This window comes from Streptomyces sp. CB09001 (assembly GCF_003369795.1).
GTDB lineage: Bacteria > Actinomycetota > Actinomycetes > Streptomycetales > Streptomycetaceae > Streptomyces.
Map to the genome: position 1 here is coordinate 5218738 of NZ_CP026730.1, position 24939 is coordinate 5243676.

A 24939-nucleotide genomic window follows, 5' to 3' on the forward strand; every position below is an offset into this window, starting at 1 on the left:
GCGTGGGCGCGACAAGCCACGACGCACCTGCACCCGCAAGACGGCAGCACACCCCGAGCTGGAAGGCCCCCCGCACCCGGCGGAGCCTTAAGCTGGTCCCCACACCGGGGGAACTTCTCGAAGGGGCGATACGCGTGAGCGCCAGCGGCACCACGACCGGACAGGTCGAGCACATGCTGCGCCAGGTGACGCCCGGGCGCTACGACGCCTACGAGGCCCTGCTGCGCGCCCTCGCCACCCCCACTTCCGGCCAGGTCTGGATGCTGCTGTGGCACGGCCAGGCCGGCTCCCCGGACGCCCAGTACGGGAACATGGACGTCGAGGGCTACGGCTACGCGCCCTGCGTGACCTCCGCCCAGGAGCTCTCGGCCAGCGGCTGGAACCGTTCGTACGAAGTGGTCGACGGCCTGGAGGTCGCCCGCGCCCTCTACCCGGACCACTACGGCCTGTGGCTCAACCCGCACGCCCCCGGCGGCGGCGTCGGCATCCCCTGGCTCGACCTGCGCCGCATCGCCTCCGGCCTGGACCGCCAGCCCGCCGGGCCCCTGCGGCTGTCCGAACCGGCCATCGAGATCCCCCAGTTCTACGCCCTGCTCGCGCAGAACGCCCACCGCACCCCGGCGGTCCGTGCGCTGCGCCGTGCCTGGGTGCAGCCGGCGCTGGGAGCGCCGTACCTCGCCATCGGCCTGGACGTGTACGACACCTCTCCGCCGGCCGTCGACGCGGTGCGCGCGATGATGCAGCAGTCCGTCGGCGCGGTACCGGACGGGCTGCCGGTGTCGACGGTGGCGATGACCGACGCCCACGACCCGGTCGCCCTGTGGCTGCGCGCCAACGCGCGCCCGTTCTACGACCGTGAGGCCCACGCGGCGGCCCCCGCCCAGGCACCGGCGGGCGGGTACGGATACCCTCCGGCCGGTAGCCGGTACTGACGGCGGCGGGGTCCGTCTTCCCCGTCGGAAGAGGCGATCTTCGCGCGTAGATGGCGACGCAAAGCACCATCTTGTCCTGGATGTCCCAACTCGCCCGTGTCCGGCCCCCGTTACCCACTGTCCGGATAACGGAACACCTCAAACAGCATCACGGTTGCGCATCCATTCCCCGTCAAGTCTGGCTACAGATCGCCAAAGCGTTGAAGACTCCCGCAACAAGGGGTGGATGCTCGCCTCTTTGTACGACGGACTGATCACGCCGCTACAGCGGCAAGTGCGGGCCGGCTACCGCCGGTTGAGAGGGGTCCCTGCCAGATGACGGCACCATTGCACGAGCCGACCGCGGAAGCGGCCCCGAGTGCGGCAGAGGAAGCGGCGGTCGCCGGCGCCGAGGCCAAGTCGGTACAAGGGCGCTCCCTGGGCCGGATCGCCTGGGAGCGCCTGAAGCGGGACAAGCTGGCCCTCGCGGGCGGCATCGTCGTGCTGGTCCTCGTCGTGGTCGCCGTGTTCGCGCCCTTGATCACCTCCCTCTACGGGCAGGACCCCAACGCGTACAACGAGGACATGATCGACCCGCTGTTCGGTACCCCGACGGGTTCCCTGGGCGGCGTCGGCGGCGAGCACTGGCTCGGCGTGGAGCCGGTCAACGGCCGCGACATCTTCGCCCGCATCGTCCACGGCGCACGGATCTCGCTGCTCGTCGGCTTCCTGTCCGCCATGGTCGCCGTGGTCCTCGGCACCGTCCTCGGTGTCCTCGCGGGCTTCTTCGGCGGCTGGGTCGACTCCCTCATCTGCCGCGTCATGGACGGCCTGCTGGCCTTCCCGCAGCTGCTCTTCATCATCGCCCTGGTCTCCGTCATGCCGGACAACATGCTCGGACTGAGCGGCACGGGCGTGCGCCTGCTCATGATGATCGTGGTCATCGGCTTCTTCGGCTGGCCCTACATCGGTCGCGTGGTCCGCGGCCAGACACTCTCGATGCGCGAACGGGAGTACGTCGAGGCGGCCCGGTCGCTGGGGGCCGGACGGTTCTACATCCTCTTCAAGGAACTGCTGCCCAACCTGGTGGCGCCGATCATCGTGTACACGACGATGATGATCCCCACCAACATCCTCACCGAGGCGGCGCTCAGCTTCCTGGGCGTGGGCGTCAAGCCGCCCACGTCGTCCTGGGGGCAGATGCTCTCGAGCGCGATCGACTACTACAAGTCGGACCCCATGTACATGGTGGTCCCCGGTGTGGCGATCTTCATCACCGTTCTTGCCTTCAACCTCTTCGGTGACGGCGTGCGCGACGCGCTGGACCCGAAGGGCTCCCGCTGACCCTGCCGTACCGCAAGGCGACCCGTGGCACCTGCACGGGGTCTCTCATCTAATCCGGAGGATCCGAGATCGTGACTACCCAACGCACCTCAGGGCGGCGCAAGCAGGCTTTGGCCGCTGCCGCAGTGGTCGCCGCGCTGCTGACCACGGCGGCGTGCGGCGGAGGCGGCGACGACGACAACGGCGGCGGTTCGAAGAACGGCGCGGCCGGCTACGACGCAGCCAACAACAAGGTCGCCCAGGCCTCCGAGGCCAAGAAGGGCGGCACGCTGAAGTTCGCCAGCACGCAGGACGCCGACTCGTGGGACACCACGCGCGGCTACTACGGCTTCATGTGGGACTTCTCCCGCTACTACAGCCGCCAGCTGGTCACGAACAAGACCGAGCCGGGTGCCACCGGCGCCGAGACCACCCCCGACCTCGCCACCGACGTCGCCAAGGTCTCGGCAGACGGCAAGACCTACACGTACACCCTGCGTGACGGCGTCACCTGGGAGGACGGCAAGCCGATCACCTCCAAGGACGTCAAGTACGGCATCGAGCGCGTCTGGGCGCAGGACGTGCTGTCCGGCGGCCCGACGTACCTCAAGGAGGTGCTCGACCCCAAGGGCGAGTACCAGGGCCCGTACAAGGACAAGTCCGCGGACAAGCTCGGTCTGAAGTCGATCGAGACGCCGGACGACAAGACCATCGTCTTCCACCTGCCGCAGGCCAACTCGGACTTCGAGGAGATGCTCGCGCTGACCTCGGCGTCCCCGGTCCGCCAGGACAAGGACACCAAGTCCAAGTACGGCCTGCACCCGTTCTCCTCGGGTCCGTACAAGTTCGAGTCCTACAACCCCGGCAAGGACCTGACCCTGGTCCGCAACACCGAGTGGAAGCAGGCCTCGGACCCGGTCCGCAAGGCGTACCCGGACAAGATCACGATCAAGTTCTTCACCAACGCCAACGACATGGACGCCCGCCTCATCGCCGGCGACTACGACATCGACCTGGCGCAGACCGGTCTGTCCCCGCAGGGCCGCACCACCGCCCTGAAGGAGCACAAGGCCAACCTGGACAACCCGGTCTCGGGTTACATCCGGTACGCGGCGTTCCCGCAGAACGTGAAGCCGTTCGACAACATCCACTGCCGCAAGGCCGTGCTCTACGGGGCCGACCACGTCTCGCTGCAGACCGCGCGCGGTGGCCCGGTCGCCGGCGGTGACATCGGCACCAACATGCTGCCGCCCGCCGTTCCGGGCTCCGAGGGCCAGAAGTACGACCCGTACGAGATGTCCGGTGCCAACAAGAAGGGCAACGTCGAGAAGGCCAAGGAAGAGCTGAAGGCCTGCAACAAGCCGGACGGCTTCAAGACCACCATCGCGGTCCGCAACAACAAGCCGGTCGAGGTCGCCACCGCCGAGTCCCTCCAGGCCTCGCTGAAGAAGGTCGGCATCGACGTCGAGATCGACCAGTACGACGGCTCGCAGTACGCCAGCGTCATCGGCAGCCCCTCGAACGTGCAGAAGAAGGGCTACGGCATCATCATCATGGGCTGGGGCCCGGACTTCCCGTCCGTGCAGGGCTACGGTCTGCCGCTGTGGCACAGCGACTACATCCTCGACAGCGCGAACAACAACTTCGCGATGATCGACGACCCGAAGATCGACGGTCTCTTCGCCGACTACCTGACGGCCAAGGACGACGCGGGCAAGAAGCAGATCGCCACGGAGATCAACCACAAGGTGATGGAGGGCGCGTACTACCTGCCCTTCGTCTTCGAGAAGTTCATCAACTGGCGCTCCAGCAACATCGCGAACGTGTACACCACCGACGCCTACAGCGGTATGTACGACTTCGTGAACATCGGTCTGAAGAACCCCAAGAAGTAACCGGTACACCCGCCGTACGGCACGAAAGGCAGGTGAAGGCCGGCGCGGCGTGACCGCGGGCCGTCGGACAACCTCCGGCGGCCCGCGGGACGCAGCGGGCCGCAACCCGTGCTCGCTTACCTCATCAGGCGGCTGTTCGCCGCCGCAGTGATGCTCGTGGTCATCATCCTGGTGGTCTTCTGCATCTTCTTCCTCGTCCCCAAGTGGGCCGGGGTCGACATCGCCCTGAACTTCGTCGGCAAGCAGGCGGACCCCGCCGCCGTCGAGGGTGTGCGGGAGAAGCTGGGTCTGGGCGACCCGGTCTTCGTCCAGGCCTGGGAGTTCTTCAAGGGCATCTTCGCGGGTCGCACCTACGCGGCCGGCGGCGACGTGACCCAATGCGCCGCGCCCTGCTTCGGCTACTCCTTCAAGACCGAGCAGTCGGTCTGGCCGGTGCTGACCGAGCGTTTCCCGGTGACCCTGGCTCTCGCGCTCGGTGCCGCCGTGCTGTGGCTGATCTTCGGCGTGGCCGCCGGTGTGCTCTCCGCCCTCAAGCGCGGCACGTTGTGGGACCGCGGCGCGATGGTCGTCGCCCTGGCGGGTGTCTCCCTCCCCATCTACTTCACCGGTCTGCTGAGCCTGGCGATCTTCTCCTACGGTCTCGGCTGGATCGACGGTGAGTTCGTACCGCTCGAGGACAGTCTCACCGGATGGCTCGGCGGCATGATCCTGCCCTGGATCACCCTGGCCTTCCTGTACGCCGCGATGTACGCCCGGATCACCCGCGCCACCATGCTGGAGATCCTCGGCGAGGACTACATCCGCACCGCGCGGGCCAAGGGCCTCAAGGAACAGGTCGTCATCAGCAAGCACGCGATGCGATCGACCCTGACCCCCCTGCTCACCATGCTCGGCATGGACCTCGGCGCCCTGATGGGCGGCGCTATCCTGACCGAGACCACGTTCAGCCTTCCCGGCCTCGGCCAGAAGGTGCTGGACGCGATCAAGAACCACGACCTGCCCTTCATCCTGGGTGTCGTCCTGATCACGTCCCTCGCGGTGCTGATCGCCAACCTCGTGGTGGACATCCTGTACGCCGTGATCGACCCCCGAGTGAGGCTCGCATGACCGAACTGAGCAAGAGCGGGGCAGCGGTGGGCGAGCCCACCGGCAGCTCGCCCGCGCCGACCGCCTTCCTGGAAGTCCGCGACCTCAAGGTCCACTTCCCGACCGACGACGGCCTGGTCAAGTCCGTGGACGGGCTCTCCTTCCAGTTGGAGAAGGGCAAGACCCTCGGCATCGTGGGCGAGTCCGGCTCCGGCAAGTCGGTGACCTCGCTCGGCATCATGGGCCTGCACACCGCCGGCCAGTACGGCAAGCGCAAGGCGCGGATATCGGGCGAGATCTGGCTGGACGGCACCGAGCTGCTGTCCGCCGACCCCGACCACGTGCGCAAGCTGCGCGGCCGCGAGATGGCGATGATCTTCCAGGATCCGCTGTCCGCGCTGCACCCGTACTTCACGATCGGCCAGCAGATCGTGGAGGCGTACCGCATCCACCACAAGGTGGACAAGAAGACCGCCAAGCGCCGCGCGGTGGAGATGCTCGACCGGGTCGGCATCCCGCAGCCCGACAAGCGGGTGGACAGCTACCCGCACGAGTTCTCCGGCGGTATGCGCCAGCGCGCGATGATCGCGATGTCGTTGGTGAACAACCCCGAGCTGCTCATCGCGGACGAGCCGACCACGGCCCTGGACGTCACCGTCCAGGCGCAGATCCTCGACCTCATCCGGGACCTGCAGAAGGAGTTCGGCTCCGCGGTCATCGTCATCACCCACGACCTGGGCGTCGTCGCCGAGCTGGCCGACGACCTCCTGGTGATGTACGGCGGCCGGTGCGTGGAGCGCGGTCCGGCGGAGAAGGTGTTCTACGAGCCGCGGCACCCCTACACCTGGGGCCTGCTCGGCTCGATGCCGCGGCTCGACCGCGACCAGCAGGAACGCCTCATCCCGGTCAAGGGCTCGCCGCCCTCCCTCATCAACCTCCCGTCCGGCTGCGCCTTCAACCCGCGCTGCCCGTACGCCGACGTGCCCAAGGACGACGTCACCCGCACGGTCCGCCCCGAGCTGACCGAGGTCGGCAGCAAGCACTGGGCCGCCTGCCACATGTCGCAGGAGCAGCGGGAGCGTATCTGGACCGAAGAGATTGCGCCGAAGCTGTGAGCGACGAAGCCAAGGACGAAGCGGTGTCCATCCCCGCGCAGAGCGACGGCACCGAGGACAAGTCCGCCGGGACCGCCACCCTCACCAAGGGTGCGGCCCCCGGCGACACCCTGCTCAAGGTGACCGGGCTGCAGAAGCACTTCCCCATCAGGAAGGGCCTGCTGCAGCGCCAGGTCGGCGCCGTCCGCGCCGTCGACGGCATCGACTTCGAGGTCCGCTCCGGTGAAACCCTCGGCGTCGTGGGCGAGTCCGGCTGCGGCAAGTCGACCATGGGCCGGCTCATCACCCGGCTGCTCGAACCGACCGCGGGCAAGGTCGAGTTCCAGGGCAAGGACATCACCCACCTCGGGGTCGGCGGCATGCGTCCGCTGCGCCGCGACGTGCAGATGATCTTCCAGGACCCGTACTCCTCGCTGAACCCGCGCCACACCATCGGCACGATCGTCAGCGCCCCCTTCAAGCTCCAGGGCGTCCAGCCCGAGGGCGGGGTGAAGAAGGAGGTGCAGCGGCTGCTGTCGGTGGTCGGGCTCAACCCCGAGCACTACAACCGCTACCCGCACGAGTTCTCCGGCGGCCAGCGCCAGCGCATCGGCATCGCCCGCGCGCTCGCGCTCAACCCGAGGCTGGTCGTGGCCGACGAGCCGGTCTCCGCGCTCGACGTGTCGATCCAGGCCCAGGTCGTCAACCTGCTCGACGACCTCCAGAGCGAGCTGGGCCTGACGTACGTGATCATCGCGCACGACCTCTCGGTGGTCCGGCACGTCTCGGACCGCATCGCGGTGATGTACCTCGGCAAGATCATGGAGCTGGCCGACCGCGACCTGCTCTACAAGTCGCCGATGCACCCGTACACCAAGGCGCTGATGTCGGCGGTCCCGATCCCGGACCCGGCGAGGCGCGGTGCGAAGAGCGAGCGCATCCTGCTCAAGGGCGACGTGCCCTCGCCGATCGCCCCGCCGAGCGGCTGCCGTTTCCACACCCGGTGCTGGAAAGCGACGCAGATCTGCACGACCACCGAGCCGCCGCTCAAGGAGCTGCGGCCGGGCCAGCAGGTGGCCTGCCACCACCCGGAGAACTTCGAGGACCAGGCCCCGCAGGACGTCGTCCTGCTCACCGCCGCCAAGGAGGCCGCGGAGCTGGTGTCGGAGGACGCGCTGGCCGAGTCGGCGGCGACCTCGGCGGCGGTGGCCGCGGAGGTCGAGGCTTCGGAGGACACCGCGTCGAAGGGCGCCGCGTCGAAGGACGCCGCGTCGGACGATGCCGTGTCGAAGGACGCCGCGTCGGACGATGCCGTGTCGAAGGACGCCGTGTCTGACGATGCCGCCTCGGACGGCGACGAGCCCGCCGCGGAGAGTGCCGGGAGCACCGACGAGGAGCCTCCCGCCAAGGAGAAGTGACCGCGTTCACTACGCTCTGCCCGGGAGCCCCCGCCTTCGTTTGTAAGGCGGGGGCTCTTCGGCAGGTAAGAATGGAAGGGTGTACGAGCAACTCTTCAGCCCCACCGTCCAGCACACGCTCGACCTGGTCGGCATCTTCGTCTTCGCCATCTCCGGCGCGCTGCTGGCCGTACGCAAGAACTTCGACGTCTTCGGCATCGCCGTCCTCGCCGAGGTCACCGCGCTGGGCGGCGGGCTGTTCCGGGACCTGGTGATCGGCGCGGTGCCGCCCGCCGCCTTCACCGACCTCGGGTACTTCCTCACCCCGCTGCTGGCGACCCTGCTGGTCTTCTTCCTCCACCCCCACGTGGAGCGCCTCCAGACCGGCGTGAACATCTTCGACGCGGCCGGGCTCGGCCTGTTCTGCGTCGCCGGCACCACCAAGGCGTACGACTACGGCCTCGGCCTGACCGCCTCCGCCTGTCTGGGCCTGACCACCGCGGTGGGCGGCGGCGTCCTGCGCGACGTGCTCGCCAACGAGGTGCCCTCACTGCTGCGCTGGGACCGCGACCTGTACGCCGTCCCGGCGATCGTCGGCTCCGCGATGGTCGCCCTGTGCATCCGCTACGAGGCGCTCACCCCGTTCACCAGCGGGCTCGCGGTCGTCACCGCCTTCGTCCTCCGGCTGCTCGCCCTGCGCTTCCACTGGCGGGCACCGCGCGCCTGGAACCGCCGGTCGACGGTGGTGGAGGGGGACTGACCGGGGAACACCCGGGGGCCGGTCGCGGTCGCCGAGGGCGTCGGCCAGGAGCACGGCGAGGAAGAAGAGAAAGCTACCGCTTAGTAGTTTCCTGTTGTACCGTGCAGTCATGCCAGAAGCAGCCTCCGCAGCGGCCGTACGGGCCACCATCGGCGACAGTGAGTTCGACCGGGACACCGCCGTCATCCCGCGCGCGCCCGGCGTCTACGACCTCGACCTCTCGGCCGGCTGGACGATCATCAACGCCGTCAACGGTGGCTACCTGCTGGCCGTCCTGGGCCGGGCCCTCGGTGACGCGCTCCCGCACCCCGACCCGTTCACCATCTCGGCGCACTACCTCACCGCCTCCCGGCCGGGCCCGGCGGTCGTGCGCACCGAGACCGTCCGCACGGGCCGCACCCTCTCCACCGGCCAGGCCTCCCTCTTCCAGTACGACGACGAGGGCAACGAGGTCGAACGCATCCGCGTGCTCGCGTCCTACGGCGACCTCGGCGCCCTGCCCGACGATGTCCGCACCTCGGCGAAGCCGCCCGTGATCCCGCCGATGGACCAGTGCTTCGGCCCGGAGGACGGCCCCGCCCCCGTGGACGGCAGCTCGGCCATCGCCGACCGGCTGATGCTCAAGCTCGACCCCGCCACCCTGGGCTGGGCGCTGGGGCAGCCCTCGGGCCGGGGCGAGATGCGGGCCTGGTTCGGTCTCGCCGACGGCCGCGACGCCGACCCGCTCTCGCTGCTCCTCGCGGTGGACGCACTGCCCCCGACCGCCTTCGAGCTGGGCCTCAAGGGCTGGGTGCCCACGGTCGAGCTGACCGCGCACGTGCGGTGCCGCCCGGCGCCGGGCCCGCTGCGGGTCTCCATCACCACCCGCAACCTCGCCGGCGGCTTCCTGGAGGAGGACGCCGAGGTCTGGGACAGCGCCGACCGCCTGGTCGCCCAGTCCCGCCAGCTGGCCCGGGTCCGGCTCGGCTGACCCCGGGGCTGCTCAGTCCAGCCAGTGCGTGCGGCCGACGCTGATCAGCCGCAGTTGCCGCCGTGCCGTCTCGACGGCCCGGCGGCGCTCCTCTTCCGGGGCGTCCAGCGTCTCCAGGAACAGGGACGCCGTGATCAGCATCTGGTCGACGTAGAGGCCCGCCAGCATGCGCAGGTCGGTCTCGCTCCAGCCCGCCGCCGACGCGTCCGTGGCCAGTTCGGCCCGCACCTCCTCGGCGAACCGCGCCAACTGCTCCCGTATCGCCCGGCGCACCGGCTGCACGCCGCCGTGCCGCTCCCGCGCGATGAAACGGACGTGGGCCGGGTGCGCGGCCACATGACCGGCGATCAACTCGACCGCGCGGGCGATGCGTTCGTCGTCGTCCTCGGCCGGTGACATGGTGGTCCGGATCATCGGGTGCAGGCTGCCCAGCGCCTCCTCGACCAGCGCCACACCGAGATCCGCCGTGGAGTGGAAGTGCCGGTAGAAGGCGGTCGGGGCGACCCCCACGGCACGGGTGACCTCGCGCAGTCCCAGGCTGCTCAGGCTCTGCTCCTCCAGCAGGCCGAGCGCCGCGTCCAGGAGCGCCTGCCGGGTCTTCTGCTTCTGCGCCTGCCGAACGCCGGGGGTGTGACTCATGCCATGCAGTTAACAACTGTTCTCTGGAATTGAAAAGCCGTGCCCCGCGCTAGACTGAGAAGTCAGTGAACAACTGTAACCACAATCGTTCACCGAAGCGTCCGCGCAAGGTTGGGGGATCCGTTCCATGCTGTTTCTCGTCGTCGCACTCCTGCTCCTCGGTGTGCTCCTGGGCGCCGTCGCCCACGCACCGCTGACCTTCTCCGTCGCGGCGGGTCTGGTCATCGCCGTCTGGCTCGGCATCTTCGCGGTCCGCGAGCGGCACGGCCGCCGGCGGAGCACCTCCGCCCACTGACGCACCTCGCACCTCCACCGACGCACGGCAGGGAGAACACCATGCAGCTCACCGCACCGGCCGACCGCACCACCGAAAGCCCCCGCACCACCCGTCGTAGCGGCATCCACGACACCGACGGCATGGCCGTCGCCTCCTTCGTCCTCGGCCTGCTCGGACTGCTCGTCCTCAATGTCTTCCTGGGCCCGATCGCCATCGCCCTGGCGGGCGTCGCCCTGTGGCGCGGCACCGCCCGCCGCGGCCGGGCCCTCCTCGGTCTCGGCCTGGGCGTCGCCGACCTGCTGGTCCTGCTGGCCTTCATGTCCGCGGACAACACGATGTCCTGGAGCCTGTGAACCACCTCACCGTCTCGTCCCGGCTGCTGCCCGACGAGGCCGGCCTTGGTCTGAGGCCGGGCGGAACCGCCCCGTAGAATCGGCCGCACCATGGCTTACCTCGACCACGCCGCGACCACCCCGATGCTTCCCGAGGCGGTCGAGGCGCTTACCGCGCACCTGAGCGCCACCGGCAACGCCTCCTCCCTCCACGCGTCCGGCCGCCGGGCGCGGCGCACCGTCGAGGAGGCCCGGGAGACCCTCGCCGAGGCGCTCGGCGCCCGCCCCAGCGAGGTGGTCCTCACCTCCGGCGGCACCGAGGCCGACAACCTCGCCGTCAAGGGCCTGTACTGGGCACGACGCGACGCCGACCCGGCCCGCACCCGGGTCCTGGCCAGCCCCGTCGAGCACCACGCGGTCCTCGACGCCGTCCACTGGCTCGGCGAGCACGAGGGCGCCACCGTCGAGTACCTGCCGGTCGACGCCCAGGGCCGGGTCCACCCCGAGGCGCTGCGTGAGGCCATCGCCCGCGACCCCGGGGACGTCGCCCTAGCCACCGTCATGTGGGCCAACAACGAGATCGGCACCATCATGCCGGTCCGGGAACTCGCCGACGTGGCCGCCGAGTTCGACGTGCCGCTGCACGCCGACGCGGTCCAGGCCTTCGGCCAGCTCCCGGTCGACTTCGCCGCCTCCGGGCTCGCCGCCATGACCGTTTCCGGCCACAAGATCGGCGGCCCCTACGGCATCGGCGCGCTGCTGCTCGGCCGGGAGTACACCCCGGTCCCCGTCCTGCACGGCGGCGGCCAGGAACGCCACGTGCGCTCCGGCACCCTCGACGTCCCCGCCGTCGCCTCCTTCGCGGTCGCCGGCCGTCTCGCCGCCGAGCAGCGCGAGTGGTTCGCCCGGGAGATCGGCGCCCTGCGCGACGACCTGGTCGACGCCGTCCGCACGGCGGTCCCGGACGCGATCCTCGGCGGCGACCCGGCGCCGGGGGGCCGCCTCCCGGCCAACGCCCACTTCACCTTCCCCGGCTGCGAGGGCGACTCCCTCCTCCTCCTGCTCGACGCCCAGGGCATCGAGTGCTCCACCGGCTCCGCCTGCACCGCGGGCATCGCCCAGCCCAGCCACGTCCTGCTGGCCACCGGAACCGACCCCGACCTGGCCCGCGGCACCCTGCGCTTCTCCCTGGGCCACACCTCGACCCAGGCCGACGTGGAGGCGGTCGCCAAGGCGATCGGCCCCGCGGTGGAACGCGCCCGGGCGGCAGGGCTGTCGTAGGAGCTGTGGTGAGAGAGCTGTGGTGAGAGAGCTGTCGTACGGGCCGCCGTAAGGCTCAGGCCTTGGTCGGCGGCTTCGACGGCGCGCTCGTGGCCGCCCGCCGCACCAGCTTCAGGTACCGGTCCCAGTCCCAGTGCGGCCCCGGGTCGGTGTGGTCGGTGCCCGGCACCTCCACGTGGCCGAGGATGTGCCTGCGGTCCACGGGTATCTCGTACCGCGCGCAGATCCCCGCCGTCAGCCGCGCGGAGGCGGCGTACATCGCGTCGGTGAAGTCCTGCGGACGGTCCACGAAGCCTTCGTGCTCGATGCCGACACTGCGTTCGTTGTAGTCGCGGTTGCCCGCGTGGTAGGCCACGTCCAGCTCGCGGATCATCTGGGTGACGCGCCCGTCCTGCCCGACGATGTAGTGCGCGGCCGCCTTGTGCCCCGGGTCCTGGAAGGCCCGTACCGCACTGTCGAAGCTGCCCTGCGTGACATGGACGATCACCATGTCGATGCCGAAGTCGTCCGGCCGGTCCGCCCGCCGCCAGTTCGCGTCCGACGCCGCCACCCAGCGCGCGCCCGCGTAGTCGACCACGCCGTCCTCGCGGGGCCGCTCGACGCCCGGTATCCGCCACCACAGCCGGGACAGCTCGTCGCGGGCCAGCACACCGGTGCCCACGGCCGCCGCGGCCCCGCCGACGATCAGCGCGCGGCGGCCGATGCGCCGGTCGCCGTCCGCGGACCCGCCGCCGGCCGACCCGCCCGGTGTGGACCCGCTCGTGGATCCCTGCTTCGCCCCCATACGATCTTCAACGCATACTAGCGCGCTCCGGTTCCCGCTTCCCCCGTACTCTGGAGGAGTTATGACTGAGACCCCGCAGCGCACCCGTCCCCTCCGTGTCCTCGCCGCCATGTCGGGCGGAGTCGACTCCGCCGTAGCCGCCGCCCGCGCGGCCGAGGCGGGGCACGACGTGACCGGCGTCCATCTGGCGCTCTCCGCCAACCCGCAGTCCTTCCGCACGGGCGCCCGGGGCTGTTGCACCCTCGAGGACTCGCGGGACGCCCGCCGCGCCGCCGACGTCATCGGCATCCCGTTCTACGTGTGGGACCTCGCCGACCGCTTCCGGGAGGACGTGGTCGAGGACTTCGTCGCCGAGTACGAGGCAGGCCGCACTCCCAACCCGTGCCTGCGCTGCAACGAGAAGATCAAGTTCGCGGCCCTCCTCGACAAGGCCCTCGCGCTCGGCTTCGACGCCGTCTGCACCGGCCACTACGCCCAGGTGATCCGGCGCGAGGACGGCGTCCGCGAGCTGCACCGCGCCTCCGACATGGCCAAGGACCAGAGCTACGTCCTCGGCGTGCTCGACGACCGGCAGCTCGCCCACGCCATGTTCCCGCTCGGCGACACGGTCACCACCAAGGACGAGATCCGCGCGGAGGCCGAGCGCCGGGGCCTCGCGGTGGCCAAGAAGCCCGACTCGCACGACATCTGCTTCATCGCCGACGGCGACACCCAGGGCTTCCTGGCCGACCGGCTGGGCAGGGCCGAGGGCGACATCGTCGACGAGGCGGGCAACCGGCTCGGCACCCACGAGGGCGCCTACGGCTACACCATCGGCCAGCGCAAGGGCCTCAGAATCGGCACCCCGGCCCCCGACGGCAAGCCGCGCTACGTCCTGGACATCTCCCCGGTGAACAACACCGTGACGGTCGGCCCGGCCCAGGCCCTCGACGTCGACGCCCTCCGCGCGATCAAGCCCCGCTGGTGCGGCGCCGCCCCCACCGGCCCCGGCACCTACACCGCCCAGCTCCGCGCCCACGGCGGCGAGACCGAGGTACGGGCCGAACTGGCCGACGGCACCCTGGAGGTGACCTTCACCGAGCCGGTCCGCGGCGTCGCCCCCGGCCAGGCGATCGTGCTGTACGACGGCACCCGCGTGGTGGGCTCGGCGACCATCGCGTCGACGACACGGGCGACGGCCGGCGTGGCCTGAGCCCGGAGGGAGCCGGCTCTCAGCCGTCTCTGGGCCGTCGCCGAGCGGTCCCCGAGGCGCACGGCGGCGCCGGCTCATCCGGCGAGGAACTCCGCCAGCACCGGCGCCAGTACGCCCGGCTCCACCATGTGGGTCTGCCGGTCCACGGTGGCGTAGGTGCCCTCCGGAGCCGCCTCCGCGACGGCGCGGGCGGCCTCGTGCCACCACGCGTCGCTGGCACCGCCCGCGAGGACCAGCAGGGGGCAGCTGATCGCCGCGATCTCGGAGCGGGGCACCCGGCCGTCGCCCAGCACGGCGTCGTCGTAGGCAAGGCTCGGCGCCACCGACTCCATCCCCGCCCACATGGGGGACTGCCGGGCACCCCGGATCATCTCCTCGCCCAGCCCGGTATGGCGCAGGAACAGCTCCACGGCGTCCCCGCGCCTGCCCTGCCCGAGGGCCTCGCCCAGCCGCTCGGTGTACTCGGCCCCGGCCCGCACCGCCGCGTCGTCCATGGCGTACGGCACCTCGTACACGGCGACCCGGCGCACCGGCAGACCGCTCGCCGCCGCCCGGAGCACCAGCGCACCGCCCGACGACATGCCGTACAGCGAGACCTCGCCGCCCAGTGCCTCGATCAGCGCCGCCAGGTCCTCGATCTCGCGTTCCACCGCGTAGGGCGCCGTGTCGCCGCTCTCGCCCCGCCCCCGGCGGTCGTACACGGTGACGTCGAAGCGACCCGACAGCTCGGCGGCCAGGGGCGCCGTCGTGGCCCCCGTCGACATCGCGCCGCTGACGAGCACGACCGCCGGTCCCCGCCCGGAGCGTTCGTAGGCGATGCGGGTGCCGTCACGCGAAACAGTCGTCATCTCCATGCCTGTGCAGACTGCCCTACGGCAGGTGAATCATCGCTCAGGACACCTCGACTTCGTAGAAACAGAGGTGGTCCTTGATCTCCGCGACCTCCGGCTTCGGGTCCGGGTACGCCCAGACCAGATCCGCCGCGTCCGGCAGCGACCAGTAGGACGCGTCGCCCTTGAAGGGGCAGTGGGTCTGCGTGTCGGAGGGGGCCAGCAGGTCGAGGCGCACGTCCCGGGGCGGGATGTAGTACCGCTCGGGCAGGCCCGTCTCCCGCAGTACCAACGCCCCGTCGCTCTCCGCCAGCACCTGCTCGCCGTGCACCACGCGCACGTTCCGGTCACTCGGTTCGACGGTGATGCGGTGTCCCTTGGTCACGATCGTCCTCCTCGGTGGCAGTGGCCTTCGTCACTACAGCGTGCCCGGAGGCCGGGTTCTTCCCGTTCCGGCGGACCGTACGGTGGACGCCATGAACATCTGCGTCTTCCTCTCCGCCGCCGACCTCGACGAGCGCTACACGCGCCCCGCCAAGGAGTTCGCCGAACTGCTCGGCAAGGGCGGGCACACGCTCGTCTGGGGCGGCTCCGACGTCGGTCTGATGAAGGTGGTCGCCGACGGCGTGCAGGAGTCCGGCGGACGACTGCTCGGGGTCTCGGTGGACTTCCTGGCGGCCAAGGCCCGCGAGGGCGCCGACGAGATGGTGATCGCGAAGGACCTGGCCGAGCGCAAGCGGCTGCTGCTGGAGAAGGCCGACGCCGTCGTCATCATGGTGGGCGGCACCGGCACGCTCGACGAGGCCACCGAGATCCTGGAGCTGAAGAAGCACGGGCACACCGACAAGCCGGTCGTCCTGCTCAACACCACCGGCTTCTACGACGGCCTCAAGGAGCAGTTCCGCCGCATGGAGGACGAGGGCTTCCTGCCCCGTCCCCTCACCGAGCTGGTCTTCTTCGCCGAGGAGCCGGTCGGCGCGCTCGCCTACCTGGAGGAGAGCCGGGGCATCGAGTAGCACGCCGGTGGTGCGAGCATGGCGGGCATGGCTACACATGTGATCACCGGAGCGGGCTCCGGCATCGGCGCGGCCGTCGCCCGCCGCCTGCACGAACGCGGTGACGAGGTCGTGCTGCACGCGCGCGACGCGGGCCGCGCCAAGGAACTGGCCGCCGCGCTTCCCGGCGCGAGGACCCTGGTCGGGGACCTCGCCGACCCGGGCAAGCTGTCCTGGGCCCTCTCCCACCAGAGCCTGCCCGACCGGGTGGACTCGCTGCTGCACATCGCGGGGGTCGTCGACCTCGGCCCGGTCGGCGACCTCACCCCGAAGACCTGGATCAACCAGCTCAACGTCAACCTCGTCGCCCCCGCAGAGCTGACCCGCCTGCTGCTGCCCCAGCTCCGCGTCGCCCAGGGCCACGTGCTCTTCGTCAACTCCGGCTCCGGGCTCAACGCCCACGCCGGCTGGGCCGCGTACGGCGCCTCCAAGCACGGCCTGAAGGCCCTCGCCGACGCCCTGCGCCAGGAGGAGCACGCGAACGGAGTCCGGGTCACCTCGGTCTACCCCGGCCGCACCGCCAGCCCCATGCAGGCCAAGGTCCACCAGCAGGAGGGCAAGGAGTACGACCCCGCGAAGTGGATCGACCCCGAGTCCGTCGCCACCACGATCCTGATGGCCCTGGACCTTCCGAGGGACGCGGAGGTCAACGACCTGACGGTACGCCCGGGACGGTGAGCGCCCTTTGGGAACCCCGGACCGGATCACTCAGCCCGTCCGGCGTTTGAGGACGAGGCCGTCCAGGCCGAAGCGGGGGTCCGGGGGCGGCAGCCCCCGGGGACGGGAACGGGAAGGGGCGGCGGGGGCGAAATCAAGCCCCGCACCCCTGCGTACGCTTGCCCCGTGAACGACACCTTCGCCCCCGCCACCGGCATCGGCAGTCTCCCGGGCCACGACGCCCGAGAGGCCGCCAGAACCGCCACCGGCAGCTTCGAGGACTTCCCCTTCCTCCCCGAGCTGCCCGCCCGCGGCCCCGGCGCCGACATGGTCGGCCGCACCGCCGGGATGCTCGTCGAGCTGTACGCGCGCGTGGAGCCCAGCGGCTGGCGACTCGGCGACCGCCCGGGCCGGGACACGAAACGCGCCCGCGCCTGGCTGGGCGAGGACCTCGACGCGCTGGAGGAGTTCACCCAGGGGTACGAGGGCCCGCTCAAGGTCCAGGCCGTCGGCCCGTGGACGCTCGCCGCCGCGCTGGAACTGCGGGGCGGCGAGGCGGTCCTCTCCGACCCCGGCGCCTGCCGCGACCTCGCCGCCTCGCTCGCCGAGGGCCTGCGCCTGCACCTGGCGGAGATCCGGCGCCGCGTCCCGGGAGCCCGCCCCGTCCTCCAGCTCGACGAACCCTCCCTCACCGCCGTGCTGCGCGGCCAGGTGCGCAGCGCCAGCGGCTACCGCACCCACCGCGCCGTCGACCGCCAGGTCGTGGAGGCGGCGCTGCGCGAGGTCTCCGGGGTACACGACGGCGGCCCCGTCGTGGTCCACTCCTGCGCACCGGACGTGCCGTTCGCCCTGCTGCGGCGGGCCGGCGTCGCGGGCGTCTCCTTCGACTTCGCGCTCCTCACCGAGCGTGACGACGACGCGATCGGCGAGGCCGTCGAGGGCGGCACCCGGCTCTTCACCGGTGTCGTGCCGGGCACGGACACCGCATTGTCGGACCCTGCCGGTAGCGTCATGGGTGTCAGAACGCTGTGGCGCAGGCTGGGGCTGCGTCCGGAGCTGCTCGCGGAGTCGGTCACGGTCACTCCGGCGTGCGGACTCGCGGGTGCCTCCCCGGACTACGCCCGGCGCGCGCTCGCCCACTGCGTCCGGGCGGCAAGATCTCTCGCGGACAACCCAGAGTAACGGGAGGACATACGGTGGCCGGCGACAAGCAGGGCGACAAGCAGGCGGAGACGACGAGCGTGCCCGCCGAGGCGCGGGAGCGGCACGCGCGGCTCGCCGAGCAGATCGAGGAGCACCGCTTCCGGTACTACGTGAACGACGCGCCGGTCGTCAGCGACGCGGAGTTCGACCGGCTGCTGCGCACCCTGGAGGAGCTGGAGGAGCGGCACCCGGAGCTGCGCACCCCCGAGTCCCCGACCCAGAAGGTCGCCGGCGCCTACGCGACCGAGTTCACGGCCGTGCAGCACCCCACCCGGATGCTCTCCCTGGACAACACCTTCAACGACGACGAGCTGGCCGCCTGGTTCGACCGCATCGCCCGGGAGCTGGGCGAGCAGGAGTACCACTTCCTGTGCGAGCTGAAGGTCGACGGACTCGCCGTCAACCTCACCTACGAGCGCGGCCGCCTCGTCCGCGCCGCCACCCGCGGCGACGGCCGCACCGGCGAGGACATCACGCCCAACGTCCGCACCATCGCCGAGATCCCCGAGCGCCTGGCGGGCGACAAGGTCCCCGACCTGGTGGAGATCCGGGGCGAGGTCTACTTCCCGATGGAGAAGTTCCAGGAGCTCAACGCCCGGTTGAACGAGGCGGGGGACAAGCCCTTCGCCAACGCGCGCAACGCGGCGGCCGGTTCGCTGCGCCAGAAGGATCCGCGCGTCACCGCCTCCCGCCCGCTGCACATGGTGGTCCACGGCATCGGCATCCTGGAGGGCTACTCGGGCCTGACCCGCCTCTCCCAGGCGTACGACCTGCTGAAGACCTGGGGCCTGCCCACCTCCCCGCACAACCGGGTGGTCGACGGCCTGGACGGCGTACGGGACTTCATCGCGTACTACGGCGAGAACCGGCACTCCGTCGCCCACGAGATCGACGGTGTCGTCGTCAAGCTCGACGAGATCCGCCTCCAGGGCCGGCTCGGGTCCACCGCCCGCGCGCCCCGCTGGGCCATCGCCTACAAGTACGCGCCGGAGGAGGTCAACACCAAGCTCGTCGACATCAAGGTGGGCGTCGGCCGCACCGGCCGTGTCACGCCGTACGCGCAGGTCGAGCCGGTCACGGTGGCGGGCAGCGAGGTGGAGTTCGCCACCCTGCACAACCAGGAGGTCGTCAAGGCCAAGGGCGTGCTCATCGGCGACACCGTGGTGCTGCGCAAGGCCGGTGACGTGATCCCGGAGATCCTCGGACCGGTCGCCGACCTCAGGGACGGCAGCGAGCGGGACTTCGTGATGCCGGCCGAGTGCCCCGAGTGCGGTACGCCGCTGAAGGCGATGAAGGAGGGCGACATCGACCTCCGCTGCCCCAACGCCCGCGCCTGCCCGGCCCAGTTGCGTGAGCGGGTCGCCTACCTCGCCGGCCGGGAGTGCCTGGACATCGAGCACTTCGGCGGGGTGGTGGCCGCCGCGCTGACCGGGCCGCTGGAGCCGTCCGAGCCGCCGCTGGTGGACGAGGGCGACCTCTTCGACCTCACCGTCGACAAGCTGCTGCCCATCAAGGCGTACGTCCTCGACCCGGACAGCGGGCTGCCCAAGCGCGACCCCAAGACCGGCGAGGAGAAGATCGCCACGGTCTTCGCCAACAAGGAGGGCGAGCCGAAGAAGAACACCCTCGCGCTGCTCCAGCACATCGAGGAGGCCAAGACCCGCCCGCTGGCCCGCTTCATCAACGGCCTCTCCATCCGGTACGTCGGGCCGGTCGCCGCCCAGGCCCTCGCCCGCGAGTTCCGCTCCATCGACCGCATCGAGCAGGCCACCGAGGAGGAGCTGGCGAGCACGGACGGGGTGGGCGGCACCATCGCCACCGCCGTCAAGGAGTGGTTCGCCGTGGACTGGCACCGCGAGATCGTCCGCAAGTGGAAGGCGGCCGGCGTCCCGCTGGAGGACCGGTCGACGGGGGAGGACGAAGGGCCGCGCCCGCTCGAAGGACTCACCGTCGTCGTCACCGGCACCCTGGAGAACTACACCCGGGACGGCGCCAAGGACGCCCTGCAGAGCCGTGGCGCGAAAGTGACCGGATCGGTGTCCAAGAAGACGTCGTTCGTCGTGGTCGGTGACAACCCCGGTTCGAAGTACGACAAGGCGATGCAGCTGAAAGTGCCGGTTCTGAACGAGGACGGTTTCGCCGTTCTGCTCGAACAAGGACCCGAAGCGGCGGCGGGCGTCGCGCTTTCGGCTGAGGAATAGCGGTTGAAGGCCACCCGATCGGCGCATATCAGATGCATACGGGTGGCCGGGTGGCATTCGGGCAACCGTCGACGACCAGTGCCCCTGGAAGCCTTCCGCGGCCTACTGTTGAGGTGTGCGCCCGCCGTGCCCAGCTGCGGTCGGCGCACCCCCCTGCCCCGAGTGACAGGGGGAGGGGCCTCCGACGCGGAGCCGTTGAAGGTGGTCGAGGCGGGGGCCGCGTGGCGTGGGCACCGCCGGCTGTGAGAGGGACGGGAATGGAACCGACCGAGAGCGCCGCCGCGGGCTCACGGCTGAGCCTGCGTCGCATGGTGGGCGCGTGGCACGTGAGCCGGTGGCTCGGGCAACGCGATGGTGGCGTCCCGCCTTCCGCGACGGGCACCCGCGTGCCGCAGGCCGTCGGCCACCACCATGGCCACCCGCACGGACACCCCCAGGGTCCCGCCGATCCGGACGGCGAACGGCACCTGTCCTGGCCCGCGTTGCCCGCTGCGGTCGTCACGATCGCCGCCTTCGTCCTGGGCGCCGGTTTCTACCGGGCGTTCAGCGACGGACACGCCCTCTTCCCGTCCGGCACCGTCGGCTGGTCCCTGGCCGTGCTGGCCGGCATCGTCGTCGGCCACCTGGTCATGCTGGGCCGCTCCCGCTGGTGGGGCGGCACCGGCTCGGGCGCCGCCCTCACCCTCGCCGTCCTGCTGCTGTACGGCTGGGTCCCGGCCGGCATGGTCAGCCTCACCGTCGTCGTCCTGGTCGGCATAGCCCGCCGGGGCCGCTGGCGGCAGGGCGTCCTGCACGGCGCGGTGGACATCCTCGGCATCGCCGCGGGTGCCCTGCTCCTCGGCGTCTGCGGCTCCGTACCCTCCGTGGAACACCCCTGGGACCCGGCCACGTGGGGGGTGTACGCGGCCCCCAAGGTGGTGCTCGTGGCCGTCGCCTACCTCGCCGTCACCCGCGCCCTGCTGTGGTATCTCCAGACCCCGCGCCCCGGTCTGCCCACCGTCGCCCGCACCGCCCTGGTCAGACAGGGCCTGGTCGCGGTCGCGCTGCTCGGCATCGCCCCGCTGGTCTGCGTCGTCGCCGTCGCCAAACCGCTGCTGCTGCCGCTGTTCGCCATCCCGCTCATCGCCCTCGACTCCACGCTGTGGATCGCCCGCGCCCGCGCCGAGGAGCAGTTGCGCGACCCGCTCACCGGCCTGCCCAACCGGCAGTGGCTCCTGGAGCGCACCTGGACCGCACTGGACGACGCCGAGCGCATCGGCGCCCGCGCCGCCCTGATGCTGATCGACCTCGACCGTTTCCGGTCGGTCAACGACACGCTCGGGCACCTCGCCGGCGACCGGCTGCTGCTGCAGACCGCCGACCGGCTGCGGCAGGCCCTGCCGCGCGGGGCGGAGGCCGCCCGGCTCGGCGGTGACGAGTTCGCCGTCTTACTGCCCGTCGCCGACTCCACCACGTCGGCGACCCGGATGGCCCGGGGCCTGGTGGCCGAGCTGAGTTCCCCGATGGACCTGGACGGGCTCACCCTGGTCCTGGAGGCCAGCGCGGGCGTCGCCGTCTTCCCCGACCACGCGCTGGACGCCGAGGGACTGCTGCGCCGCGCCGACGTGGCGATGTACCAGGCGAAGCGGGACCGCACCGGCGTGGAGGTCTACGAGTCCAAACGGGACTCCAACACCCCGGACCGGCTCGGCCTCCTCGGCGACCTGCGTCGGGCCCTGGACGCCCACGAGGTCCAGCTGCACTACCAGCCCAAGGTCCGCTTCGACGGGCAGGTGGCGGGCCTGGAGGCCCTGGTGCGCTGGGTGCATCCCGAGCGGGGCAAGGTGCCGCCGGACGAGTTCATAGCCATCGCCGAGTCCTCCGGGCTGATGCCCCACCTCACCGAGTACGTACTGGAGACGGCGCTGGGCCAGGTCGCCCGGTGGCGCGCCCAGGGGCTGTTCGTGCCGGTCGCGGTCAACGTCTCCCCGCGCGACGTCCACACCCCCGGCTTCGCGGGCTCGGTGGCCGCCCGGCTGGCCCGGCACGGAGTCCCCGCGGGAGCGCTCCAACTCGAGATCACGGAGCACGTCCTCCTGGAGGACCCGCAGCGCGCGGCCGACACCCTCAACGCGCTGACCGGACACGGCGTCAAGATGTCCCTGGACGACTTCGGCACCGGCTACTCCTCCCTCGTCCACCTGCGCAGGCTGCCCGTCAGCGAGCTGAAGATCGACCGCTCGTTCGTGGCCCGGCTGGCCATCGACAACGAGGACGCCGAGATCGTGCGCTGCACCGTCGACCTCGCCCACTCGCTCGGCCTGCTCGTCGTCGCCGAGGGCGTGGAGGACGACGAGACCTGGGAGCGCCTGCGGGACCTCGGCTGCGACGCCGTACAGGGCTGGCTGGTCGCGGCCGCGATGCCCCCGGAGGAGACCACCGCCTGGCTGCTCGCCCGCGGCTCCCGAGGCTGGGTCCGGACCGCCGCCGCCCTGCCCGCGGCGGCGAGCGACGAGTGACCCGACCACAACGACCACACCGCGTGACCCGGCCGGCTCCTGGCAGCCCCGTACCGCGCGGCCGCCGCCACGGCCGACTCCAGCGGCGCCAGCCGTTCAGCCGGCGATCTGCTGGCGCCGCTCCTGTCCCTGGCGATGCCAGAAGGGAGCTCTTCGCGGTCTGAGTGCGCCCCATCGTCTTCAGGGGTTCGAGACCCCGGGCGTCGAGCGCTTCTAGTACTGCCGAGCGCTTCCAGTACTTCCGCCACCCCCGAGCATCGCCCTCGGCGAGGCCACCCGGGAGAGCCTGCCGCAGGCCCAGGAGCCGTACGACGACCACTTCCCGGAGCCGTACGACAACCACTTCCCGCGCAGCACGGCCTGGGACGCGCGGCGCCATGGAACCGCCCCGGGGGAAACCGTTTAACGGACACGGGGCCCGGCCCCATAGGATTGGGCCAAACCGATTGGGCCGAATCGACGGGGACAAGCGACTTGTCCCGGCCGAGGTGCCCCGACCACACACTCACCCAGAGGAACGCTGCATGCCTGGCATCACGCGCGAGGAGGTCGCCCACCTCGCCCGGCTGGCGCGTCTGGAGCTGAAGCCCGAAGAGCTCGAGCACTTCGCGGGACAGCTGGACGACATCATCGGCGCGGTCGCCCGCGTCAGCGAGGTCGCCGACCAAGACGTACCGCCGACCTCGCACCCGCTCCCGCTGACGAACGTCATGCGGCCGGACGAGGTCCGTCCGTCGCTCACGCCCGAGCAGGCGCTCTCCGGCGCCCCGGCCCAGGAGCAGCAGCGTTTCAAGGTGCCGCAGATCCTGGGGGAGGAGTAAGCCATGAGCGACATCATCAAGCTCACCGCGGCCGAGATCGCCGCGAAGATCGCCTCCGGCGAGCTGACCGCCGTCCAGGTCACCGAGGCCCACCTGGCCCGCATCGAGGCCGTCGACGAGAAGGTGCACGCCTTCCTGCACGTGGACCGCGAGGGCGCGCTGGCCCAGGCCCGCGCCGTCGACGAGAAGCGCGAGCGCGGGGAGAAGCTCGGCCCGCTGGCCGGCGTCCCCCTCGCGCTCAAGGACATCTTCACCACCGAGGGCATCCCCACCACCGTCGGTTCGAAGATCCTCGAGGGCTGGATCCCGCCGTACGACGCGACCGTCACCAAGCGCCTCAAGGCCGCCGACGTCGTCATCCTCGGCAAGACCAACATGGACGAGTTCGCCATGGGCTCCTCCACCGAGAACAGCGCCTACGGCCCGACCGGCAACCCCTGGGACCTCACCAAGATCCCCGGCGGCTCCGGCGGCGGTTCCTCGGCCGCGCTCGCCGCCTTCCAGGCCCCGCTCGCCATCGGCACCGACACCGGCGGCTCCATCCGCCAGCCCGCGTCCGTCACCGGCACGGTCGGCGTCAAGCCGACCTACGGCGGCGTCTCCCGCTACGGCATGGTGGCCTTCTCCTCCTCCCTCGACCAGGGCGGCCCCTGCGCCCGCACGGTCCTGGACGCGGCCCTGCTGCACGAGGCGATCGCCGGGCACGACCCGATGGACTCCACCTCCATCGACGCCCCGGTCCCCGCGGTCGTCGAGGCCGCCCGCAACGGCAGCGTCGACGGCATGCGCGTCGGCGTCGTCAAGCAGTTCCGCGGCGAGGGCTACCAGGCCGGTGTCGTGCAGCGCTTCGACGAGTCCGTCGAGCTGCTGAAGTCGCTGGGCGCCGAGATCGTCGAGCTGGACTGCCCGTCCTTCGACCTCGCGCTCTCCGCGTACTACCTGATCGCCCCGTCCGAGTGCTCCTCCAACCTGGCCCGCTTCGACGGCCTGCGCTACGGCGCCCGCGTCGGCGACGACGGCACGCACTCCGCCGAGGAGGTCACCTCCCTGACCCGCGAGGCCGGCTTCGGCCCCGAGGTCAAGCGCCGCATCATGCTCGGCACGTACGCCCTGTCGAGCGGGTACTACGACGCCTACTACGGCAGCGCCCAGAAGGTCCGCACCCTCATCAAGCGGGAGTTCGAGCGGGCCTTCGAGCAGGTCGACGTGATCGTCTCCCCGACGACCCCGACCACCGCCTTCGCGATCGGCGAGCGCGCCGACGACCCGATGGCGATGTACCTGGCCGACCTGTGCACCATCCCCACCAACCTGGCGGGCAACGCGGCCATGTCGCTGCCCTGCGGCCTCGCGCCCGAGGACAACCTGCCGGTGGGTCTGCAGATCATCGCCCCCGCCATGAAGGACGACCGGCTCTACAAGGTCGGCGCCGCCGTCGAGGCCGCCTTCGTGGAAAAGTGGGGCCACCCGCTGATCGAGGAGGCACCGTCGCTGTGAGCGCACTGTCCAAGGCCAAGGGCTTCAAGAAGTCCAAGTCCGGTCTGTACGTCTCGATGGCCACCTCGGCGTTCGGCGCCGTGGGTGTCTACAAGCAGATCAAGAAGGCGCGTGGCGAGAGTGACACGCTGCGACTGCTCGACGCCGTCGTGACCGGCGCCGCGGTCGTCACCAACCTCGCCATCCTCTACCGCGAGCTGAAGCGCCTCGGCGACGACGACGTCCTGCTGGGCTGA

At 71.1% G+C, this 24939-nt stretch carries 24 protein-coding genes; 20 read left to right on the forward strand and 4 right to left on the reverse strand.

All coding sequences use genetic code 11. The features are described from left to right. Positions 1–134 precede the first annotated feature (134 nt). From C4J65_RS24455 to C4J65_RS24490, 8 genes are all read left to right on the forward strand, one after another. Positions 135–932, forward strand: coding sequence for an enhanced serine sensitivity protein SseB C-terminal domain-containing protein (locus C4J65_RS24455; protein WP_115744321.1), 798 nt, complete (start codon positions 135–137; stop codon positions 930–932). Positions 933–1247: 315 nt separating this feature from the next. Beyond that, a complete protein-coding gene (locus tag C4J65_RS24460; RefSeq protein WP_115744322.1) occupies positions 1248–2255 on the forward strand; it encodes an ABC transporter permease in 1008 nt (335 codons plus the stop codon). 71 nt (positions 2256–2326) lie between these two features. Further along, complete coding sequence (locus C4J65_RS24465) at positions 2327–4129, forward strand: ABC transporter substrate-binding protein (protein ID WP_115744323.1); 1803 nt, start codon at positions 2327–2329, stop codon at positions 4127–4129. Between the two features lie 108 nt (positions 4130–4237). Further along, positions 4238–5236, forward strand: a complete 999-nt coding sequence (locus C4J65_RS24470; RefSeq protein WP_109036255.1) for an ABC transporter permease — start codon at positions 4238–4240, stop codon at positions 5234–5236. Further along, entirely contained in the window at positions 5233–6330 is a 1098-nt protein-coding gene (locus C4J65_RS24475; protein ID WP_115744324.1) for an ABC transporter ATP-binding protein, read from the forward strand. The genes C4J65_RS24470 and C4J65_RS24475 overlap by 4 nt, the downstream gene beginning before the upstream one ends. Then, positions 6327–7727 carry a dipeptide ABC transporter ATP-binding protein gene (locus tag C4J65_RS24480; RefSeq protein WP_115744325.1) on the forward strand — a complete coding sequence of 467 codons (1401 nt, stop codon included), beginning with the start codon at positions 6327–6329 and terminating at the stop codon, positions 7725–7727. Before C4J65_RS24475 ends, C4J65_RS24480 begins: the two co-directional genes overlap by 4 nt. A gap of 79 nt (positions 7728–7806) precedes the next feature. Beyond that, on the forward strand, positions 7807–8466 hold the full coding sequence (locus C4J65_RS24485) for a trimeric intracellular cation channel family protein (protein ID WP_003973517.1): 660 nt from the start codon (positions 7807–7809) through the stop codon (positions 8464–8466). A gap of 109 nt (positions 8467–8575) precedes the next feature. Beyond that, positions 8576–9436: a thioesterase family protein gene (locus C4J65_RS24490; RefSeq protein ID WP_115744326.1), complete on the forward strand. Its 861-nt coding sequence runs from the start codon at positions 8576–8578 to the stop codon at positions 9434–9436. A gap of 12 nt (positions 9437–9448) precedes the next feature. Here the strand turns inward: C4J65_RS24490 and C4J65_RS24495 are convergent, their stop codons facing one another. Further along, positions 9449–10075, reverse strand: coding sequence for a TetR family transcriptional regulator (locus C4J65_RS24495; protein WP_115744327.1), 627 nt, complete (start codon positions 10073–10075; stop codon positions 9449–9451). A 127-nt stretch (positions 10076–10202) separates the two neighbouring features. Between C4J65_RS24495 and C4J65_RS36395 the strand changes: the two genes are divergently transcribed. The 3 genes from C4J65_RS36395 to C4J65_RS24510 all read left to right on the forward strand — a co-directional run bounded on the left by C4J65_RS36395 (position 10203) and on the right by C4J65_RS24510 (position 11965). Then, positions 10203–10370: a hypothetical protein gene (locus tag C4J65_RS36395; protein WP_115744328.1), complete on the forward strand. Its 168-nt coding sequence runs from the start codon at positions 10203–10205 to the stop codon at positions 10368–10370. Positions 10371–10411: 41 nt separating this feature from the next. Continuing rightward, positions 10412–10705 (forward strand): DUF4190 domain-containing protein, encoded by a 294-nt coding sequence (locus tag C4J65_RS24505; protein WP_115744329.1) that lies wholly within the window; start codon positions 10412–10414, stop codon positions 10703–10705. A gap of 90 nt (positions 10706–10795) precedes the next feature. Beyond that, positions 10796–11965: a cysteine desulfurase family protein gene (locus tag C4J65_RS24510; protein ID WP_115744330.1), complete on the forward strand. Its 1170-nt coding sequence runs from the start codon at positions 10796–10798 to the stop codon at positions 11963–11965. 55 nt (positions 11966–12020) lie between these two features. Here the strand turns inward: C4J65_RS24510 and C4J65_RS24515 are convergent, their stop codons facing one another. Next, a complete protein-coding gene (locus C4J65_RS24515) occupies positions 12021–12749 on the reverse strand; it encodes an N-acetylmuramoyl-L-alanine amidase (protein ID WP_115744331.1) in 729 nt (242 codons plus the stop codon). Between the two features lie 61 nt (positions 12750–12810). Here C4J65_RS24515 and mnmA point away from each other — a divergent pair, with 61 nt between their 5' ends. Then, the gene (gene mnmA, locus C4J65_RS24520; RefSeq protein WP_115744332.1) at positions 12811–13941 is read left to right on the forward strand and encodes a tRNA 2-thiouridine(34) synthase MnmA; all 1131 of its coding nucleotides are present in this window, start codon (positions 12811–12813) and stop codon (positions 13939–13941) included. A gap of 74 nt (positions 13942–14015) precedes the next feature. Here the strand turns inward: mnmA and C4J65_RS24525 are convergent, their stop codons facing one another. Both C4J65_RS24525 and C4J65_RS24530 read right to left on the reverse strand, forming a co-directional pair. Continuing rightward, complete coding sequence (locus tag C4J65_RS24525; RefSeq protein ID WP_115744333.1) at positions 14016–14795, reverse strand: alpha/beta hydrolase; 780 nt, start codon at positions 14793–14795, stop codon at positions 14016–14018. A gap of 37 nt (positions 14796–14832) precedes the next feature. After that, complete coding sequence (locus C4J65_RS24530; protein ID WP_115744334.1) at positions 14833–15156, reverse strand: DUF427 domain-containing protein; 324 nt, start codon at positions 15154–15156, stop codon at positions 14833–14835. Positions 15157–15247: 91 nt separating this feature from the next. Here C4J65_RS24530 and C4J65_RS24535 point away from each other — a divergent pair, with 91 nt between their 5' ends. The 8 genes from C4J65_RS24535 (at position 15248) to C4J65_RS24570 (ending at position 24939) form a co-directional block, all read left to right on the forward strand. Further along, complete coding sequence (locus C4J65_RS24535) at positions 15248–15787, forward strand: TIGR00730 family Rossman fold protein (protein WP_115746614.1); 540 nt, start codon at positions 15248–15250, stop codon at positions 15785–15787. Positions 15788–15814: 27 nt separating this feature from the next. Then, entirely contained in the window at positions 15815–16504 is a 690-nt protein-coding gene (locus tag C4J65_RS24540; RefSeq protein ID WP_162833333.1) for an SDR family oxidoreductase, read from the forward strand. A 165-nt stretch (positions 16505–16669) separates the two neighbouring features. Then, the gene (locus C4J65_RS24545) at positions 16670–17665 is read left to right on the forward strand and encodes a methionine synthase (protein ID WP_115744336.1); all 996 of its coding nucleotides are present in this window, start codon (positions 16670–16672) and stop codon (positions 17663–17665) included. Between the two features lie 14 nt (positions 17666–17679). After that, entirely contained in the window at positions 17680–19887 is a 2208-nt protein-coding gene (ligA, locus tag C4J65_RS24550) for an NAD-dependent DNA ligase LigA (protein WP_115744337.1), read from the forward strand. Positions 19888–20144: 257 nt separating this feature from the next. Beyond that, positions 20145–22385 (forward strand): cyclic Di-GMP phosphodiesterase RmdB, encoded by a 2241-nt coding sequence (rmdB, locus tag C4J65_RS24555; RefSeq protein ID WP_115744338.1) that lies wholly within the window; start codon positions 20145–20147, stop codon positions 22383–22385. A 524-nt stretch (positions 22386–22909) separates the two neighbouring features. Further along, on the forward strand, positions 22910–23206 hold the full coding sequence (gatC, locus tag C4J65_RS24560) for an Asp-tRNA(Asn)/Glu-tRNA(Gln) amidotransferase subunit GatC (RefSeq protein ID WP_003973500.1): 297 nt from the start codon (positions 22910–22912) through the stop codon (positions 23204–23206). A gap of 3 nt (positions 23207–23209) precedes the next feature. Continuing rightward, a complete protein-coding gene (gene gatA / locus C4J65_RS24565; protein ID WP_115744339.1) occupies positions 23210–24703 on the forward strand; it encodes an Asp-tRNA(Asn)/Glu-tRNA(Gln) amidotransferase subunit GatA in 1494 nt (497 codons plus the stop codon). Then, positions 24700–24939: a hypothetical protein gene (locus C4J65_RS24570; protein ID WP_030188427.1), complete on the forward strand. Its 240-nt coding sequence runs from the start codon at positions 24700–24702 to the stop codon at positions 24937–24939. The genes gatA and C4J65_RS24570 overlap by 4 nt, the downstream gene beginning before the upstream one ends.